Genomic DNA, 17,564 nt, shown 5'->3' with positions numbered 1-17,564 from the left:
TTTTTCGTTCTTTATAAAATTTAAAATAATAAGGGAAGTGCAGTAAATTAGAGGAAAATCATGATTTTGTTCTCTAAAGAGAACTTGTTGGCTTATTTTGCAATTTTTAAATAATAACGTTTTCTTTTATAATCCAATCATTAACAGAAAGGGGCGCGGGAAGCCAGACGCGGGAAGGCTGAAGGCTATGAATACATGAATGAGAATATGAGTTTCAAAGAATTATATGCGATTGTCAGACACAGATTCGTGCTGATTCTGCTCATCACAATCGGCGTCACCCTTATTATGGGTTTTGTGCAATTTAAGGTCATTTCACCGACCTACCAGGCGTCGACACAGGTGCTGGTTCATGAATCAGACGGTGAAGAAAACTCGAATCTCAGTGACATCCAGCGAAATCTTCAGTATAGCAGCACGTTCCAATCGATTATGAAAAGCACTGCCTTGATGGAAGAAGTTAAGGCGGAATTGCACCTATCTGAATCGGCTTCCTCGCTGAAAGGAAAAGTGGTTACCAGCAGTGAAAATGAATCAGAAATTATCAACGTTGCCGTCCAGGATCACGACCCGGCGAAAGCAGCTGAGATTGCGAACACGTTAGTGAACAAGTTTGAAAAAGAAGTAGATGAAAGAATGAATGTACAAGGCGTACATATATTATCAGAGGCGAAGGCTTCTGAAAGCCCGATGATCAAGCCAGCCAGGCTGCGAAATATGGTCATGGCTTTTGGCGCTGCTGTCATGGGCGGCATTACACTGGCATTTTTTCTGCATTTTCTCGATGATACTTGCAAAAGCGCACGGCAGCTCAGCGAGAGAACCGGATTGCCATGCTTAGGCTCCGTTCCTGATGTCCACAAAGGGCGGAATCGCGGGATAAAACATTTCGGGGAGTGAAGCGAGTGATCTTTAGAAAAAAGAAAGCAAGGCGAGGTTTGGCTCAAATATCTGTTTTACACAATAAATCAGTTGTTGCGGAACAATATCGCACCATTCGGACAAACATTGAGTTCTCATCTGTCCAGACCAACTTGCGATCTATCCTCGTCACCTCCTCTGTGCCTGGTGAAGGTAAATCGTTCAGTGCAGCGAATCTTGCGGCTGTCTTTGCGCAGCAGCAGGAAAAGAAAGTACTGCTGGTGGATGCCGATTTAAGAAAGCCGACCATCAATCAGACGTTTCAGGTTGATAATGTAACCGGGCTGACAAATGTGCTGGTCGGCAATGCTTCACTCAGTGAGACGGTGCAAAAGACGCCGATCGATAACTTATATGTACTGACAAGCGGGCCGACCCCGCCAAACCCGGCAGAACTGCTGTCTTCAAAAGCAATGGGAGATTTAATATCTGAGATCTATGAACAATTCAGCCTCGTCATCTTTGATTCCCCTCCTCTTTTGGCTGTTGCAGATGCTCAGATTCTAGCAAATCAGACAGACGGCAGCGTGCTCGTCGTTTTAAGCGGAAAAACAAAAACCGATACCGTTCTGAAAGCAAAAGATGCACTGGAACAATCCAATGCGAAGCTGTTAGGCGCTCTTTTAAACAAAAAGAAAATGAAAAAATCGGAACACTATTCCTACTAGTTTTTGTAAAGGTGATGTCTCCTGACCTGTATCAATGGAGGCACTCGGCTCTGCTGTGGGCAGCTGAAGTTGCTGCCTTAGATGCTGGTCGTCGCTGGCGGGGCGTGAGGATGGGTTAAATGCCCACTTATCTGATATATACATAGGACGTGTTGTCGGTTTAGCTGCTGCCGATTTTTTGGAGAGACGAAAACCGCCGCAGCTAAACCGATAAAAGAATTAGGGGGGAAAAGGTTGAGTTACCGGAGAAGACTGTCAATGATTATTGCGCTGGATACTTACCTCGTTTTAAATTCAGTTATTGCAGGATATCAATTTTTAAAAGATTCCTATCAATTTTATGACTCCGGAGCATTACTGCTTACCGCTGTCAGCTTGCTCCTCAGCTATCATGTGTGTGCTTTCCTGTTCAATCAGTATAAACAGGTGTGGACATACACCGGACTTGGCGAGCTGATTGTCCTGCTTAAGGGCATTACGCTTTCCGCCGCTGTGACCGGTATCATTCAGTATGCTGTGTATCACACGATGTTCTTCCGTCTGTTAACCGCGTGCTGGGTGCTTCAGCTTTTGTCTATTGGAGGGACCCGTATTTTATCCAGAGTATTAAACGAAAGCATCAGGAAAAAACGCTGCGCCTCGTCCCGCGCGCTGATTATCGGGGCGGGCTCAGGTGGGACTCTGATGGTCAGGCAGCTGCTTTCGAAAGATGAACCTGATATCATACCTGTCGCTTTTATTGATGACGACCAAACGAAGCATAAATTAGAAATTATGGGACTGCCCGTAATCGGCGGTAAAGAAAGTATCATGCCTGCGGTGCAAAAGCTCAAAATTAATTATATTATTATTGCCATTCCTTCACTCCGCACCCATGAGCTTCAGGTGTTATATAAAGAATGTGTGCGAACCGGAGTAAGCATTAAAATTATGCCTCATTTTGATGAAATGCTGCTTGGCACACGAACTGCAGGACAAATCAGAGATGTAAAAGCTGAGGACTTGCTCGGCAGAAAGCCGGTAACCCTCGACACTAGCGAAATTTCGAACCGCATCAAAGGAAAAACAGTTCTCGTCACGGGAGCGGGCGGATCAATCGGCTCGGAAATCTGCCGTCAGATCAGCGCGTTTCAGCCTAAGGAAATTATTCTGCTCGGCCATGGGGAAAACAGCATTCATTCGATTTATACAGAGCTGAATGGACGATTCGGCAAACACATTGTGTTCCATACGGAAATCGCTGATGTGCAGGACCGCGATAAAATGTTTACCTTGATGAAAAAATACGAGCCGCATGTTGTCTATCATGCAGCTGCCCATAAGCATGTGCCTTTAATGGAACACAATCCAGAAGAGGCGGTCAAAAACAATATTATCGGAACAAAAAATGTCGCGGAAGCAGCCGATATGTCGGGAACTGAGACATTCGTGCTGATTTCATCGGACAAAGCGGTGAACCCAGCCAACGTAATGGGGGCGACAAAACGATTCGCAGAGATGATTATTATGAATCTTGGGAAAGTCAGCAGAACCAAATTTGTTGCTGTTCGCTTCGGCAATGTACTCGGGAGCCGCGGCAGCGTCATTCCAATTTTCAAAAAACAGATTGAAAAAGGCGGCCCGGTGACAGTAACACATCCGGCAATGACCCGCTATTTCATGACGATTCCCGAGGCATCAAGGCTTGTGATTCAGGCTGGGGCACTGGCGAAAGGGCGTCAAATTTTCGTTCTCGATATGGGAGAGCCCGTAAAGATTGTGGATCTTGCCAAAAACCTCATTCATTTGTCCGGCTACACGACTGAGCAGGTTCCAATCGAATTCACTGGCATTCGTCCGGGCGAAAAAATGTATGAAGAATTGCTGAACAAAAATGAAGTCCATGCTGAACAAATCTTTCCAAAAATTCACATCGGTAAAGCGGTGGACGGCGATTGGCCGGTGCTGATGCGCTTTATCGAGGATTTTCATGAGCTGCCGGAAGCCGACCTGAGAGCGAGGCTGTTTGCTGCAATCAATACATCAGAAGAAATGACGGCTGCCAGCGTTCATTAGGGGGAGTGAAAATGACGAAAAAGATATTGTTTTGCGCGACTGTTGATTATCATTTTAAGGCCTTTCACCTCCCTTATTTTAAATGGTTCAAGCAAATGGGCTGGGAGGTTCATGTCGCCGCGAACGGACAAACCAAGCTGCCGTATGTGGATGAGAAATTCTCCATCCCGATTCGCAGGTCACCTTTTGACCCTCAGAACCTGGCCGTTTATAGGCAGCTGAAGAAAGTGATTGACACCTATGAATACGACATTGTCCATTGCCATACACCGGTCGGCGGCGTTCTCGCCAGACTGGCGGCGAGGCAGGCACGGCGGCACGGAACAAAGGTGCTGTACACAGCGCACGGATTTCACTTCTGCAAAGGGGCACCGATGAAAAATTGGCTTCTTTACTATCCGGTTGAGAAATGGCTTTCAGCATATACAGACTGCCTGATTACGATTAATGAAGAGGATTACATACGGGCGAAAGGACTTCAAAGGCCGGGCGGAAGGACGCAGAAAATTCACGGCATTGGCGTCAACACCGAGCGTTTCCGGCCTGTCAGTCCGATAGAGCAGCAAAGACTCAGAGAAAAGCACGGGTTCCGTGAAGATGATTTTATATTGGTTTATCCGGCTGAGCTCAATCTGAACAAAAACCAGAAGCAGTTAATTGAAGCCGCAGCCTTGCTAAAAGAAAAAATTCCCTCACTCCGCCTTGTGTTTGCCGGGGAAGGGGCAATGGAACATACGTATCAAACGTTAGCTGAAAAGCTTGGTGCCTCCGCCAATGTCTGTTTTTACGGCTTTTGCAGCGACATACATGAGTTGATTCAGCTTGCGGATGTATCTGTCGCATCCAGCATTAGAGAAGGCCTCGGTATGAATGTGCTTGAGGGAATGGCGGCAGAAAAACCGGCGATCGCCACAGATAATCGCGGGCATCGGGAAATCATTCGCGACGGAGAAAACGGTTTTCTGATCAAAATCGGTGACAGTGCTGCTTTTGCCCGCCGGATTGAACAGCTTTACCATAAGCCGGGGCTCTGCCGAAAGCTGGGACAGGAAGGCCGAAAAACAGCCTTGCGCTTCTCGGAGGCGCGAACGGTGGAAGAAATGGCAGATATTTATTCCGCGTACATGGATATGGATACAAAGGAGAAAAGCGTATGAACTCAGGACCGAAAGTTTCTGTCATTATGGGCATTTATAATTGCGAACGCACTTTGGCAGAAAGCATAGAATCTATTCTCAGCCAATCCTATAAAAATTGGGAGCTGATTTTGTGCGATGATGCGTCAACAGACGGCACGCTCCGTATCGCGAAGCAGTATGCCGCTCATTACAGCGACCGCATCAAACTGATTCAAAACAAAACAAATAAGCGGCTTGCCGCATCATTAAATCATTGTCTTTCGCATGCGACAGGCGATTATATCGCACGTCAGGACGGAGATGACCTTTCGTTTCCGCGCCGTCTGGAAAAGCAGGTCGCGTTTTTAGAAAAGCACCGACACTATCAGGTGGTTGGCACCGGCATGCTTGTGTTTGATGAATTTGGCGTAAGAGGCACCCGCATTCTGCCTTCTGTTCCGGAGCCGGGCATCATGGCAAAAGGGACTCCATTTTGCCACGGCACGATTATGATGAGAGCGAGTGCCTACCGCACGCTGAAAGGCTACCGGTCGGTGCGGCGGACGAGACGAATGGAAGATATTGATTTGTGGCTTCGCTTTTTTGAAGAGGGCTTCAGGGGCTATAATCTTCAGGAAGCCTTGTATAAAGTGAGGGAAGACAGCGATGCATTCAAACGGCGGTCATTTACGTATTCAATCGACAATGCCATTCTTGTCTATCAGGCGTGCAGACGCTTGAAGCTTCCTTTATCTGATTACATATATATCGCAAAACCGTTAATTCGCGCCTTTATGCCTGCAGCTGTGATGAATCGCTACCATAAAAAAAGAGTGATGAACCAAAAGGAAGGGCTTGTCAAGCATGAATAGCAGCCAAAAGCGCGTGCTCCATGTTCTCAGCGGCATGAACAGGGGCGGCGCGGAAACCATGGTAATGAATTTATATCGGAAGATGGACAAAAGCAAAGTGCAATTTGATTTTTTAACGTATCGAAATGATCCGTGCGCTTATGATGAAGAGATTTTATCTTTAGGCGGGCGGCTTTTTTATGTCCCGAGCATTGGGCAAAGCAATCCCCTTACATTTGTGAGGAATGTGAGAAACGCGATAAAAGAAAACGGGCCGTTCAGCGCCGTTCATGCACACACGGATTTCCAAACGGGCTTTATCGCCCTTGCGGCAAGGCTCGCCGGAGTGCCGGTCAGGGTATGCCACTCCCACAATACGTCTTGGAAGACCTGCTTCAATTGGAAGGATCGCTTGCAGCTGCTGGTGTTCAGGCGGCTCATCTTGGCGAATGCGACAGCGCTATGTGCCTGCGGAGAGGATGCGGGCAGGTTTTTATTTGGACAGTCTAACATGGAGCGGGAGCGTGTTCACCTTCTTCCTAACGGGATTGACCTTGAGTTGTTCGCCCCAAATGGGCAGGCGGCTGATGAAGAAAAAGCAGCACGCGGCATTGCAGCCGACCGGCTCATCATTGGCCATGTGGCCCGGTTTCATGAAGTGAAAAACCACGCGTTCCTGCTGAAACTTGCCGCACATCTCAAAGAAAGGGGCGTTCGCTTTCAGCTCGTTCTGGCGGGAGACGGGCCGTTGCGCGGGGAGATAGAGGAGGAGGCGCGGCAGCAGAATTTGCTAACAGACGTCCTCTTTTTAGGCACGGAGGAACGGATCCATGAACTGATGCGCACATTCGATGTATTTGTCATGCCGTCTCTGTACGAAGGCTTGCCGGTTGTGCTTGTGGAAGCACAGGCGTCGGGGCTTCCATGCATCATTTCAGACAGCATTACAGAAAAAGTCGACGCCGGTCTCGGGCTTGTCACAAGATTAAGTCTTTCTGAGCCGATCAGCGTCTGGGCTGAAACCATTGCAAGGGCGGCCGCCGCAGGCAGGCCGAAGCGTGAGTTCATCAAAGAAACACTCGCTCAACTTGGCTACGATGCACAGCAAAATGTAGGAGCGCTGCTGAATGTATACAACATCAGCACGGAAAAGGACCATGACCGATGATTGTATATGCCGTCAATATGGGGATTGTATTTATTTGGTCTTGGTTCGCTAAAATGTGCGGCGGCCGTGACGATTCGCTTGCCACGGGGTATCGGCCGAATAAGCTTTTGATCTGGATTCCGCTCGCTTCACTTGTGCTCGTGTCAGGTCTCCGCTATCGAGTCGGCACGGATTTTCAGACGTACACGCTCCTGTACGAATTGGCGGGCGATTATCAAAATGTGTGGCAGATATTCGGTTTCGGCACAGCGAAAACAGCGACAGATCCGGGGTTTACCGCACTCCTTTGGCTTATGAATTTCATCACGGAAGATCCTCAAATCATGTATTTTACGGTGGCGGTCGTGACCTACAGCTTTATTATGAAGACACTCGCCGACTATGGCAGGCCGTTTGAGCTGAGTGTCTTTTTGTTTTTGGGAACCTTTCATTACTACGCGTCTTTTAACGGCATCAGGCAATACATGGTCGCAGCTGCTTTGTTTTGGGCGATCCGTTATATCATCAGCGGGAACTGGAAGCGGTATTTTCTGATTGTGCTGGTCAGCTCGCTCTTTCATTCGTCGGCGCTGATTATGATTCCAGTGTACTTTATTGTCAGAAGAAAAGCCTGGTCTCCGGCGATAATCGGCCTATCCGCTTTATTTCTCGGCATGACATTTTTATATCAAAAATTTATTTCTGTGTTTGTCGTTGTACTTGAAAACAGCTCATACAGCCATTATGAAAAATGGCTCATGACGAACACAAATGGAATGAATGTGATCAAAATCGCTGTGTTGGTTCTGCCGCTGTTCCTTGCATTTTGCTATAAAGAACGATTGCGGAGTCTGTGGCCGCAAATCGATATTGTCGTTAATTTGTGCCTGCTTGGTTTTTTGTTCGGCCTTTTGGCCACAAAGGACGTGATTTTTGCCAGATTCAATATTTATTTCGGTCTGTATCAAATGATCTTAGTCCCTTATTTCGTCAGGATATTTGATGAAAAATCGAACGCCCTTATCTATATCGCTATCGTTGTTTGTTATTTTCTTTACAGTTATTTGCTTATGCCGGTTGATTCATCCGTTCTGCCTTACAGAACGATTTTTTCCCGGTAATTTATGCAAGAGGAGCCGGTCATTATGGAAACACCTGCGGTTAGTCTGTTAGTCGCTGTTTATAACACAGAAACATATATCAGAACGTGTCTCGAATCACTGCGGAACCAGACAGTGGACAATATTGAAATCATCATTGTCAATGACGGTTCAGCTGACGCCAGCCCGGATATCGCAGAAGAATACGCCAAAATGGACAACAGGTTCAAGGTGATTCATCAGGAAAACCAGGGACTCGGTGCGGTTCGGAATAAAGGCATTGAAGCTGCACGCGGCGAATTTATCGCGTTTATCGATTCAGACGATTGGATTGAGCCTGATTATTGCGAGCAGATGCTCCGGGCAGCAGGCGATGAAACTGATCTGGTCATTTGCAATTACGCCGCAGAGTTTGAGGACACTGGCAAAACCATGGACTCAGACATTGCCCAAACCTATCAGGATCAGCCGAAGGAGCACTATATCAAGGCGTTATTCGAAGGGAAGGTCAGAGGGTTTTCATGGAACAAACTGTACAGAAGAAGCATGATTGAAGCCCATCGGCTGTCGTTTCCGCTCCGAGGCGAGCTGGAGCATGTCGAGGATCAGTTTTTCAGCTTCAGGGCTCACTTTTTCGCCCGCTCAGTATCCTACGTAAAAACGCCGCTCTATCATTATCGAATTCACCTTTCCTCCATTGTGCAGCGCTATCAGAAAAAATTGTTTGAATCAGGACTTGCGCTGTATGAGGCGAATGCGGCGTTTTTACAGGAGAACAACAAACTGGAGGAGTATCGCAAGGAGCTTGATACCTTTATCGTTCTTCACAGCAGCATCTGTATGCTGAATGAATGGAAAACGAGCGGCAGCCGCCGGCTGTTTGAAAAGCTTAGAAATGTTGGCGTGATATGCGCGGACCCGGTGTTTCAAGAAAGTCTTTCAAAAACGGGTACCGCTCCTTTTGACGCAAAACGGTCATGCCTGCTTCTGATGGCGAAATACAGAATGATTCCGTTCGTCGCTATGGCATCGGCTGTGTATCAGCGGGTGATCGAGTACAAAATGAGAAACAGAGGGTGAGGACATGTCGTTACAATCGTTGAAAATCAATTTTGCAGAATGGCTGCTGCTAAAGGTCAAATACCCGTCCCAATATTGGCTGGGAGCGGCAGATCAACCGGTAAAGGCCGCAGCACATCAGAAAAAAATCATACTGACCCTGCTGCCGTCCCATGACAATTTGGGAGATCACGCAATTGCTTATGCCAGCAAGGCATTTCTTGAGCAAGAATACCCGGACTTTGACATCGTCGAGGTTGATATGAAGGACATTTACAAATCAGCAAAAAGCCTGATCCGCTCGCGCCATCCGGAGGATATGGTTTTTATCATCGGCGGCGGAAATATGGGGGATTTATACCGTTATGAGGAGTGGACGCGCCGCTTCATCATTAAAACATTCCGTGACTATCGGGTTATCCAGCTTCCGGCAACGGCTCATTTTTCTGACACGAAAAAGGGGCGCAAAGAGCTGAAACGGGCACAGAAAATTTATAATGCGCACCCCGGCCTGTTGCTGATGGCACGGGATGAAACAACGTATCAATTTATGAAACAGCACTTTCAAGAAAAAATAATTTTGAAACAGCCGGACATGGTGCTGTATTTAGACAGAAGCAAGACCCCCGCAGAACGCGAAGGGGTTTATATGTGTTTGCGCGAGGATCAGGAAAGCGTGCTTCAGGAGGAGCAGAGGAACCGGGTCAAGGCTGCGCTATGTGAGGAATTCGGCGAGATCAAATCCTTTACGACAACGATCGGCCGCCGGGTCAGCCGCGATACACGCGAACATGAACTTGAAGCACTGTGGTCTAAGCTGCAAAGCGCAGAAGCCGTCGTCACTGACAGGCTTCATGGCATGATTTTTTGCGCGCTGACAGGAACGCCGTGTGTTGTCATTCGCTCCTTTGACCATAAGGTAATGGAGGGCTATCAATGGCTTAAAGACATCCCGTTCATGAAGCTGATAGAACATCCGGAGCCAGAGCGCGTAACAGCCGCAGTCAATGAGCTTTTAACAAAAGAAACACCCCGTGCAGGCTTTCCGAGAGATGTGTATTTTAAAGGTCTGCGTGACAAAATCAGCGGTGAAGCGCAATGATCCCGCTCGTCAGCATTATTGTCCCGATGTATAATGTTGAACCATTTATAGAAGAGTGCATTGATTCTTTGCTTCGTCAAACGCTTTCTGATATTGAAATCATCCTCGTGAATGACGGAACACCGGATCGTTCAGGCGAAATTGCAGAGGACTATGCAAAACGGGATGCGAGAATCCGGGTCATTCATCAGGCAAACGGCGGGCTTAGTTCAGCGCGAAATACGGGAATACAGGCCGCGTGGGGCACTTACATCGGCTTTGTAGACGGAGACGATTATGTATCATCCGCCATGTTCCAGAGGCTGGCTGAAGAAGCGGAGGAAAATCGGCTCGACATCGTCGGATGCGGTTTTTACAAGCAGTCATCGGACAGGCGGACATATGTGCCACCGCAGCTTGAGGCAAACCGCGTGCTGACGAAACCAGAAATTACTGAACAGCTTAAACATGCTCACGAAACGAGATTTATCTGGTATGTATGGCGTTATCTTTACCGTCGTGAGCTTTTTGAAAGGGCGAATCTGTTGTTTGATGAAGACATCCGTTTTGCTGAAGACTCTCCCTTCAATTTGTCCGCTTTTTGCGAAGCGGAGCGGGTGAAAATGCTTGATGAGGGATTGTACATTTATCGTGAAAACCCGAACAGCCTGACAGAAATCCCTTATAAGCCGGCAATGGATGAACATCTTCAAAAACAATATCAAGCTAAAATCGCATTCTACAATCACTATGGCTTAGCAGGCGCATGCCAAGAAGATTTGAATGTGTACATTTGCAGGCACCAGCTTCCGATGCTTTTGGCAAATGCCTGTGCTTCTCCGAATTCGCCGAAAGACATCAAAAAGAAGATCAGACAGATTTTATCCTATGACATGGTGCGGCAGGCTGTCAGACATACACCGTTTCAGCATGAGAAATTATTAAGAGGAGAGCGTTTGGTATTAGCACTGTGTAAATGGCGGCTCACTTTTCTCATCAAGCTGTTTTTCGAGCAGCGGGGGAAAATGAAAGGCAGTGCGAAGCAGGCATGAAATTCACGATAAATTTCAGCGCTAATCTCACGGCTTTTCTGTTGTCTGTTTTCCTATCGGTTTGGATGACGCCTTTTATTGTCAGTACGCTTGGTGTGGAAGCGTTTGGCTTTGTTCACTTGACACAAAATGTGATTAATTACTTTTCGGTTATCACCGTGGCGCTCAGCTCGGTTGTCGTTCGATTCTTTTCTGTTGCTGCCCACAGGGGAGAGCGGGAGAAAGCAAATGCGTATATCAGCAATTATTTAGCGGCCTCTGTTTTGATTTCATTGCTGCTCTTGCTGCCGCTTGCGGGTTCGGCTTTTTTTATTGACCGCGTCATGAATGTGCCGCAAGCGCTTTTGGCAGATGTGCGCTTGTCGATTTTGATCGGCAGTGTGCTGTTTATTTTAACGTTTCTGATGGCGGGTTTCGGCGCTGCACCATTTTATGCCAACCGCCTTTATATCACCAGTTCCATTCAGGCGGTGCAAATGCTTATACGGGTGCTGTCTGTGCTGCTCCTGTTTGCATGCTTTGCGCCGAAAATCTGGCAGATCCAGCTTGCAGCTTTAGCTGGTGCTGTCATTGCGTCTGTGCTGTCTTTCTATTTCTTCAAAAAGCTGATTCCGTGGTTTTCGTTTCGTATGAAGGATCTTTCATTCCGCACTAGCAAGGAGCTGTTTCAAGCGGGCGCATGGAGCTCCGTCAATCAAATCGGCGTCCTGCTTTTTTTGCAGATTGATCTGTTAACCGCCAATTTGATGCTGGGGGCGTCCGCATCCGGGAAATACGCGGCGATTATCCAGTTTCCGCTGCTTTTGCGCAGCTTGGCCGGAACGGTCGCATCCCTGTTTGCGCCTATCATGACTTCATATTATTCAAAAGGCGATATGGAAGGATTGATGAATTACGCCAATAAGGCAGTAAGGCTCAATGGTCTTTTGCTTGCACTTCCTGCTGCCTTATTGGGCGGATTGGCGGGACCTTTTTTGACAATCTGGCTCGGACCCTCCTTTTCAACGATAGCACCGCTTTTATTTATTCATGCCGGATACTTGGTTGTCAGCCTCGCCTTTATGCCGCTGTTTTATATATGGACCGCTTTTAATCAACAAAAAACACCGGCGATTGTTACCCTGCTGTTAGGTGCGGTGAATGTGGTGCTGGCGGTCACGCTGAGCGGGCCGGCTCATCTCGGTCTGTACGGCATAACGTTGGCAGGGGCCATTTCTCTTATTTTAAAAAATGCCATCTTTACGCCGCTTTATGTATCCCGCATTACAGGCTACAAAAAGCACGTGTTCTTTAAAGGCATAATCGGGCCTCTTTCAGCCGCTGTATTTGCCTGGACGGTCTGTAAGGCAATTCAGTTCATTGTGAAGATTGACAGCTGGCCGTCATTGATAGCGACGGGAGTGACAGTCAGCTTTTTCTACGCTGTTTTCGCTTTTATGCTCGTTTGTACAAAAGAGGAAAGACAGCTGGTATTAAAACGGTTTCGAAAAACGAAAGGAGCTGTGAATCTTTGATCCTGAAACGACTTTTTGATCTGACGGCCGCCATTTTTTTGTTGTGCTGTACAAGTGTGATCATTCTGTTCACCATCGCCGTTGTCAGGCTGAAAATAGGATCACCTGTCTTCTTTAAGCAAGTAAGGCCGGGCCTGCACGGCAAACCGTTCACCCTATATAAGTTCCGAACAATGACGGATGAACGGGACGGTGAGGGAAATCTGCTGCCCGATGAAGTCCGGCTGACGAAAACGGGCAGGCTGATCAGAAAGCTGAGCATTGATGAGCTTCCGCAGCTCCTGAATGTCCTGAAGGGCGATCTGAGCCTTGTCGGGCCGCGGCCGCTTTTGATGGACTATCTGCCTCTTTATACAGAAAAACAGGCACGGCGCCATGAGGTGAAGCCGGGTATCACAGGCTGGGCGCAAATCAATGGCAGAAACGCGATTTCCTGGGAAAAGAAATTTGAATTAGATGTTTGGTACGTTGACAACCGGTCATTTTTTCTCGATTTGAAAATTTTATGTTTGACGGTGCGAAAGGTCCTTGTTTCAGAAGGGATTCAGCAAACCAATCATGTGACCGCAGAACGGTTTACCGGAAGCGGAGATGTGTCCTCATGAAAAACGTGGCCATTGTGGGTGACGGCGGACACGGAAAGGTGATCAGGGAGCTGATAAACGCCCGCTCAGATACGCGCTTAGCCGCGGTGCTGGATGATAAATTCAAAACGTTCGAAGGCGGAAAGGAATGGTACACAGGACCGCCGGAAGCCGTTACTGAACTGCGCAGGCTCATTCCTGATGTGCTGTTTCTGATTGCTGTTGGGAATAACAGTGTCAGAAAACAGCTGGCGGAGCGACTGGGACTGAGGAAAGATGATTTTATTACATTGATTCACCCGTCAGCCATCGTCAGCAGGTCGGCTGTCATTGGGGAAGGGACAGTGATTATGGCGGGCGCGATCATTCAGGCGGATGCGCGCATCGGCACCCACTGCATCATCAATACGGGTGCAGTGGCAGAGCACGATAATCAAATCAGCGATTACGTTCATCTGTCCCCGCGTGTCACGCTGTCAGGAGCGGTTTCCGTTCAGGAAGGCGCTCACGTCGGAACCGGTGCATCCGTCATACCGCAGATCACAATCGGGGCTTGGAGCATTGTCGGCGCCGGCTCCGCGGTGATCCGTCCCATACCGGACAGGGTAACGGCGGCTGGTGCTCCGGCACGCATCATTTCTTCCATTCAAACATCAAACAAAGGATGATTCTATGCATAAAAAAATCTACTTATCTCCCCCTCATATGAGCGGCAGGGAGCAGCACTATATTTCAGAAGCCTTTCGCTCAAACTGGATCGCGCCGCTTGGGCCGCTCGTGAATTCATTTGAAGAACAGCTGGCAGAACGAGTCGGTGTAAAAGCAGCAGCTGCGGTCAGCTCAGGAACGGCGGCGATTCATCTGGCCCTGCGTTTGCTTGAGGTAAAAGAAGGTGACAGCGTGTTTTGCCAGTCCTTCACATTTGTAGCAACCGCCAATCCGATTTTATATGAAAAAGCGGTGCCCGTTTTTATTGATTCTGAGCCTGATACGTGGAATATGTCGCCGACAGCCCTTGAAAGAGCATTGGAGGAAGCGAAAAGAAATGGAACACTGCCAAAAGCGGTTATTGCCGTCAATCTATATGGGCAGAGCGCGAAAATGGATGAAATCGTAAGCCTGTGTGATGCATACGGAGTTCCTGTCATTGAGGACGCAGCCGAATCTCTCGGCACAGTCTATAAAGGGAAGCAAAGCGGAACATTCGGGCGCTTCGGCATTTTTTCATTTAACGGGAACAAAATCATTACCACATCAGGCGGAGGGATGCTCGTTTCAAATGATGAAGCCGCAATTGAAAAAGCAAGATTTCTCGCTTCGCAGGCACGAGAGCCGGCTGTTCATTATCAGCACAGTGAAATTGGACACAATTACAGGCTGAGCAATATCTTAGCCGGCGTCGGCATTGCCCAGCTTGAGGTGCTGGATGAGCGAGTGGAAAAAAGAAGGACCATTTTCACGAGATACAAAAATGCGCTCGGTCACATAGCCGGCGTCCGCTTTATGCCGGAGTACGCAGCCGGCGTATCCAATCGCTGGCTCACCACGCTCACACTTGATAACGGGCTCAGCCCATATGACGTAGTTCAACGTCTTGCTGAAGAAAACATTGAAGCCCGTCCGCTGTGGAAGCCGCTCCATACCCAGCCGCTGTTTGATCCGGCTTTATTTTATTCTCATGAAGATACAGGAAGCGTATGCGAAGATTTGTTCAAGCGAGGAATCTGTCTCCCATCGGGGTCCAATATGACAGAAGATGAGCAAGGCCGGGTCATTGAAGTGCTACTGCACTTATTCCAAACTGCCGAGGTGAAGAAATGGACAGCAAGCATTCGATGATCAGCCTGAAACAGAAACTGTCCGGGCTGCTCGACGTCATTCCGAAACAATCAGAGATTATATATGCTGACTATCCTCTATATGGGAATGTAGGGGATTTATTTATTATGAAAGGAACAGAAGCCTTCTTTAAAGAACACGGGATTCGGGTCAGAAAACGCTGGAATCCAGACAATTTCCCAATCGGGCGAAAGCTTGATCCGAATCTCATCATCGTCTGCCAGGGAGGCGGAAACTTCGGGGATCTGTATCCGTATTATCAAGGCTTTAGAGAGAAAATCGTCCAAACCTATCCGAACCACAAAATTGTGATCCTGCCGCAATCGATTTATTTTCAAAACAAAGACAACCTCAAGCGGACGGCAGAGATATTTTCTAAGCATGCGAACCTTCACATCATGACAAGGGAAAAAGCCTCCTATGCTACGGCACAGGCCTATTTTACAACAAATCACATTCAGCTTCTGCCTGATATGGCTCATCAGCTGTTTCCCGTCATTCCCACGCAGCAGCCGTCCAATCAAAAGCTGAGATTTATCCGAACAGATCATGAAGCAAACCAGGCGCTTCAGGAACACGCAGAAGCGGAAAGCTACGACTGGCGCACGGTGCTGTCAGCTTCAGACCGCCGGACGATTGCTTTTCTCCAAACGCTGAACGTCTTGAATAAAAAAGCAGGCAACCCTTTGCCCATTGCGTATATATGGGAAAAATACTCGGATTATATCGTCCGAAAAGCCATTCGGTTTTTCAGCCGTTACGAATCGGTGGAAACATCAAGGCTGCACGGCCACATCCTGTCTTCTCTTCTTCAAAAAGAAAACACGGTCATTGATAATTCCTACGGGAAAAACGCCAATTACTTTCATACCTGGATGGAAGGCGTGCCAAGCACCCGTCTCATCCAGCACGCCTCAAAGAAGGAAAACCTTCCTGCTCACATGTGAGCGGAAGGTTTATTTTGATTCTCCACGTTTGACTTTGTTGTATGCTTCATCTAAATGCTGAATCCGTTTCAGGACAACTGCGTTTTTCGTCAGCTGGTCCTGCACTAGTGTTGAGACGACGGAACGGTAGTAGCTGTTCATCGCGTGGATTTTATCCTCAGACTGATTCATTTCAATATGCTGTTTTAAATTCTCAATAAAATAAGGGACGGAAAAAAGTTCAGACATTTCTTTGGCAGCTCCTTTTTCATAAATGTATACGGTGTGATCTCAATCATGTACAATGAAGAAAGGGGAGTGAGCAAGATGGATATGAAACTTCAGCAAGTACAAGTATTAAAGCCTCAACTGACACAGGAGCTCAGGCAGGCCATCACGCTGCTTGGCTATCATTCGGCAGAACTCGCCGAGTACATTGATGAGCTCTCACTGGAAAACCCTCTTATTGAACGAAAGGAAACAGACACACCGCCACTATCTTACCATAAAACAAACAAAAACAGGATGAATGCACAGGAAGCGGGCCTTCAATTAAGTAATCCGCAAAAAACATTGCAGGATGCGTTAAAACAGCAGTCACTCGATATGAATCTGACCAACACTGAAAAAAAGATTTTTAATTATCTGATTCATTCGCTTGATTCAAACGGGTACTTGGAAGAAGATATAGAGGAGGCAGCACGGCGATTATCTGTATCGGCCAAGGAAGCGGAGGCTGTTTTGGCAAAACTCCAGTCGTTAGAACCGGCTGGAATCGGCGCGAGATCTTTGCAGGAATGCATCCTTCTTCAATTACAGCGGCTGCCGAACAGAAATGAACAAGCGGAAATGCTGGTTTCAGCTCATTTTGATGCTTTTGCACAAAAAAAATGGAAAGCGCTTTCAGTGGAGACAGGAATTCCGCTTCATACTATTCAAGATATCTCAGATGATATCGCGGCTCTTCATCCTAGACCTGGCCTTCTGTTTGCCCGGCCAGAGCAAGATGTGTATATTGAGCCTGACATTTTTATCACCGTAAAAAATGGGCACATCGCAGCGGAACTGAATACCCGCTCGTTTCCCGAGATCGATCTGCATCCGCAGTACAGAACGCTTTTATCATCCGGCTCCTGTCAGGATACTGTCTCCTATTTATCTGCGAAATATCAGGAGTGGCGCTGGCTGAGCCGCGCGCTGAGGCAGCGAAAACAGACAATCACGAGAATTATCAATGAACTGATCACACGCCAAAAGGATTTCTTTCTGAAAGGGCGAAGCGCAATGAAGCCGCTGACTCTGAGAGAGGTGGCGGACTGTCTAAGCCTTCATGAATCAACTGTGAGCCGGGCCATTAAAGGGAAAACAATACAAACGCCTTACGGGCTGTTTGAGATGAAACTCTTTTTCTCAGCAAAAGCCGAGGCTTCAGGAGAGGGAGATGCGTCGAATTATGCAGTCAAAATGCATCTGGAAGACCTGATCAATCAAGAGGACAAAACAAAACCGCTTTCAGATCAAAAGCTTGTCGATTTGCTGTATGAACAACACGGCATCCAAATCTCGAGACGCACCGTGGCAAAATATCGCGATCAAATGAATATTCCGTCATCGGCAGCGAGAAAGCGATATAAATAAAATCCTCCCTA

General features: G+C 47.6%; 17 protein-coding genes. 16 read left to right on the top strand and 1 reads right to left on the bottom strand.

The annotated features are described in order from the left end of the window. The first annotated feature begins 195 nt into the window (after positions 1-195). The 15 genes from MKX71_RS17650 (at position 196) to MKX71_RS17580 (ending at position 15,936) form a co-directional block, all read left to right on the top strand. Positions 196-900: a YveK family protein gene (locus MKX71_RS17650; RefSeq protein ID WP_003228247.1), complete on the top strand. Its 705-nt coding sequence runs from the start codon at positions 196-198 to the stop codon at positions 898-900. 5 nt (positions 901-905) lie between these two features. Continuing rightward, positions 906-1,589 (top strand): protein tyrosine kinase EpsB, encoded by a 684-nt coding sequence (gene epsB, locus MKX71_RS17645; protein WP_003228249.1) that lies wholly within the window; start codon positions 906-908, stop codon positions 1,587-1,589. Positions 1,590-1,823: 234 nt separating this feature from the next. Beyond that, positions 1,824-3,644, top strand: coding sequence for a nucleoside-diphosphate sugar epimerase/dehydratase (locus MKX71_RS17640; protein WP_171518537.1), 1,821 nt, complete (start codon positions 1,824-1,826; stop codon positions 3,642-3,644). Positions 3,645-3,655: 11 nt separating this feature from the next. Beyond that, entirely contained in the window at positions 3,656-4,801 is a 1,146-nt protein-coding gene (locus MKX71_RS17635) for a glycosyltransferase family 4 protein (protein ID WP_339231419.1), read from the top strand. Then, complete coding sequence (gene epsE, locus MKX71_RS17630; protein ID WP_003228255.1) at positions 4,798-5,634, top strand: glycosyltransferase EpsE; 837 nt, start codon at positions 4,798-4,800, stop codon at positions 5,632-5,634. The genes MKX71_RS17635 and epsE overlap by 4 nt, the downstream gene beginning before the upstream one ends. Further along, positions 5,627-6,781 carry a glycosyltransferase family 1 protein gene (locus tag MKX71_RS17625; protein ID WP_339231417.1) on the top strand — a complete coding sequence of 385 codons (1,155 nt, stop codon included), beginning with the start codon at positions 5,627-5,629 and terminating at the stop codon, positions 6,779-6,781. Before epsE ends, MKX71_RS17625 begins: the two co-directional genes overlap by 8 nt. Further along, complete coding sequence (gene epsG / locus MKX71_RS17620; RefSeq protein ID WP_339231415.1) at positions 6,778-7,881, top strand: biofilm exopolysaccharide biosynthesis protein EpsG; 1,104 nt, start codon at positions 6,778-6,780, stop codon at positions 7,879-7,881. The genes MKX71_RS17625 and epsG overlap by 4 nt, the downstream gene beginning before the upstream one ends. 24 nt (positions 7,882-7,905) lie before the next feature. Continuing rightward, positions 7,906-8,940 (top strand): glycosyltransferase family 2 protein, encoded by a 1,035-nt coding sequence (locus tag MKX71_RS17615; protein ID WP_032726900.1) that lies wholly within the window; start codon positions 7,906-7,908, stop codon positions 8,938-8,940. A 4-nt stretch (positions 8,941-8,944) separates the two neighbouring features. Beyond that, a complete protein-coding gene (locus MKX71_RS17610; RefSeq protein ID WP_069322920.1) occupies positions 8,945-10,021 on the top strand; it encodes a polysaccharide pyruvyl transferase family protein in 1,077 nt (358 codons plus the stop codon). Further along, on the top strand, positions 10,018-11,052 hold the full coding sequence (locus MKX71_RS17605) for a glycosyltransferase (RefSeq protein WP_339231412.1): 1,035 nt from the start codon (positions 10,018-10,020) through the stop codon (positions 11,050-11,052). The genes MKX71_RS17610 and MKX71_RS17605 overlap by 4 nt, the downstream gene beginning before the upstream one ends. Then, the gene (locus MKX71_RS17600; protein ID WP_167560432.1) at positions 11,049-12,566 is read left to right on the top strand and encodes an MATE family efflux transporter; all 1,518 of its coding nucleotides are present in this window, start codon (positions 11,049-11,051) and stop codon (positions 12,564-12,566) included. The genes MKX71_RS17605 and MKX71_RS17600 overlap by 4 nt, the downstream gene beginning before the upstream one ends. Next, the gene (locus MKX71_RS17595; RefSeq protein ID WP_015251185.1) at positions 12,563-13,171 is read left to right on the top strand and encodes a sugar transferase; all 609 of its coding nucleotides are present in this window, start codon (positions 12,563-12,565) and stop codon (positions 13,169-13,171) included. Before MKX71_RS17600 ends, MKX71_RS17595 begins: the two co-directional genes overlap by 4 nt. Beyond that, positions 13,168-13,818 (top strand): acetyltransferase, encoded by a 651-nt coding sequence (locus MKX71_RS17590; RefSeq protein WP_339231410.1) that lies wholly within the window; start codon positions 13,168-13,170, stop codon positions 13,816-13,818. The genes MKX71_RS17595 and MKX71_RS17590 overlap by 4 nt, the downstream gene beginning before the upstream one ends. Positions 13,819-13,822: 4 nt before the next feature. Further along, complete coding sequence (locus MKX71_RS17585; protein ID WP_185183975.1) at positions 13,823-14,989, top strand: aminotransferase class I/II-fold pyridoxal phosphate-dependent enzyme; 1,167 nt, start codon at positions 13,823-13,825, stop codon at positions 14,987-14,989. Continuing rightward, positions 14,968-15,936 (top strand): polysaccharide pyruvyl transferase family protein, encoded by a 969-nt coding sequence (locus tag MKX71_RS17580; RefSeq protein ID WP_192858019.1) that lies wholly within the window; start codon positions 14,968-14,970, stop codon positions 15,934-15,936. The genes MKX71_RS17585 and MKX71_RS17580 overlap by 22 nt, the downstream gene beginning before the upstream one ends. 9 nt (positions 15,937-15,945) lie before the next feature. Here the strand turns inward: MKX71_RS17580 and yvfG are convergent, their stop codons facing one another. Then, positions 15,946-16,164 carry a protein YvfG gene (yvfG, locus tag MKX71_RS17575; RefSeq protein ID WP_003219905.1) on the bottom strand — a complete coding sequence of 73 codons (219 nt, stop codon included), beginning with the start codon at positions 16,162-16,164 and terminating at the stop codon, positions 15,946-15,948. A gap of 78 nt (positions 16,165-16,242) precedes the next feature. Between yvfG and rpoN the strand changes: the two genes are divergently transcribed. Beyond that, positions 16,243-17,553 (top strand): RNA polymerase factor sigma-54, encoded by a 1,311-nt coding sequence (gene rpoN / locus MKX71_RS17570; protein WP_024573107.1) that lies wholly within the window; start codon positions 16,243-16,245, stop codon positions 17,551-17,553. The last annotated feature ends 11 nt before the right edge of the window (positions 17,554-17,564 follow it).

Origin of the sequence: Bacillus sp. FSL M8-0071, from assembly GCF_037975455.1 — a bacterium.
GTDB lineage: Bacteria > Bacillota > Bacilli > Bacillales > Bacillaceae > Bacillus > Bacillus subtilis.
The sequence above is the reverse complement of the archived record's forward strand: the minus strand, read 5'-3'. Positions and strand labels throughout refer to the sequence as shown.

Bases quoted from the DNA above. Each gene is read 5' to 3' on its own strand.
- MKX71_RS17650 (WP_003228247.1), top strand. From the start codon at position 196: ATGAATGAGAATATGAGTTTCAAAGAATTATATGCGATTGTCAGACAC.
- MKX71_RS17635 (WP_339231419.1), top strand. From the start codon at position 3,656: ATGACGAAAAAGATATTGTTTTGCGCGACTGTTGATTATCATTTTAAG.
- epsE (WP_003228255.1), top strand. From the start codon at position 4,798: ATGAACTCAGGACCGAAAGTTTCTGTCATTATGGGCATTTATAATTGC.
- MKX71_RS17625 (WP_339231417.1), top strand. From the start codon at position 5,627: ATGAATAGCAGCCAAAAGCGCGTGCTCCATGTTCTCAGCGGCATGAAC.
- epsG (WP_339231415.1), top strand. From the start codon at position 6,778: ATGATTGTATATGCCGTCAATATGGGGATTGTATTTATTTGGTCTTGG.
- MKX71_RS17615 (WP_032726900.1), top strand. From the start codon at position 7,906: ATGGAAACACCTGCGGTTAGTCTGTTAGTCGCTGTTTATAACACAGAA.
- MKX71_RS17610 (WP_069322920.1), top strand. From the start codon at position 8,945: ATGTCGTTACAATCGTTGAAAATCAATTTTGCAGAATGGCTGCTGCTA.
- MKX71_RS17605 (WP_339231412.1), top strand. From the start codon at position 10,018: ATGATCCCGCTCGTCAGCATTATTGTCCCGATGTATAATGTTGAACCA.
- MKX71_RS17600 (WP_167560432.1), top strand. From the start codon at position 11,049: ATGAAATTCACGATAAATTTCAGCGCTAATCTCACGGCTTTTCTGTTG.
- MKX71_RS17590 (WP_339231410.1), top strand. From the start codon at position 13,168: ATGAAAAACGTGGCCATTGTGGGTGACGGCGGACACGGAAAGGTGATC.
- MKX71_RS17585 (WP_185183975.1), top strand. From the start codon at position 13,823: ATGCATAAAAAAATCTACTTATCTCCCCCTCATATGAGCGGCAGGGAG.
- MKX71_RS17580 (WP_192858019.1), top strand. From the start codon at position 14,968: ATGGACAGCAAGCATTCGATGATCAGCCTGAAACAGAAACTGTCCGGG.
- yvfG (WP_003219905.1), bottom strand. From the start codon at position 16,164: ATGTCTGAACTTTTTTCCGTCCCTTATTTTATTGAGAATTTAAAACAG.
- rpoN (WP_024573107.1), top strand. From the start codon at position 16,243: ATGGATATGAAACTTCAGCAAGTACAAGTATTAAAGCCTCAACTGACA.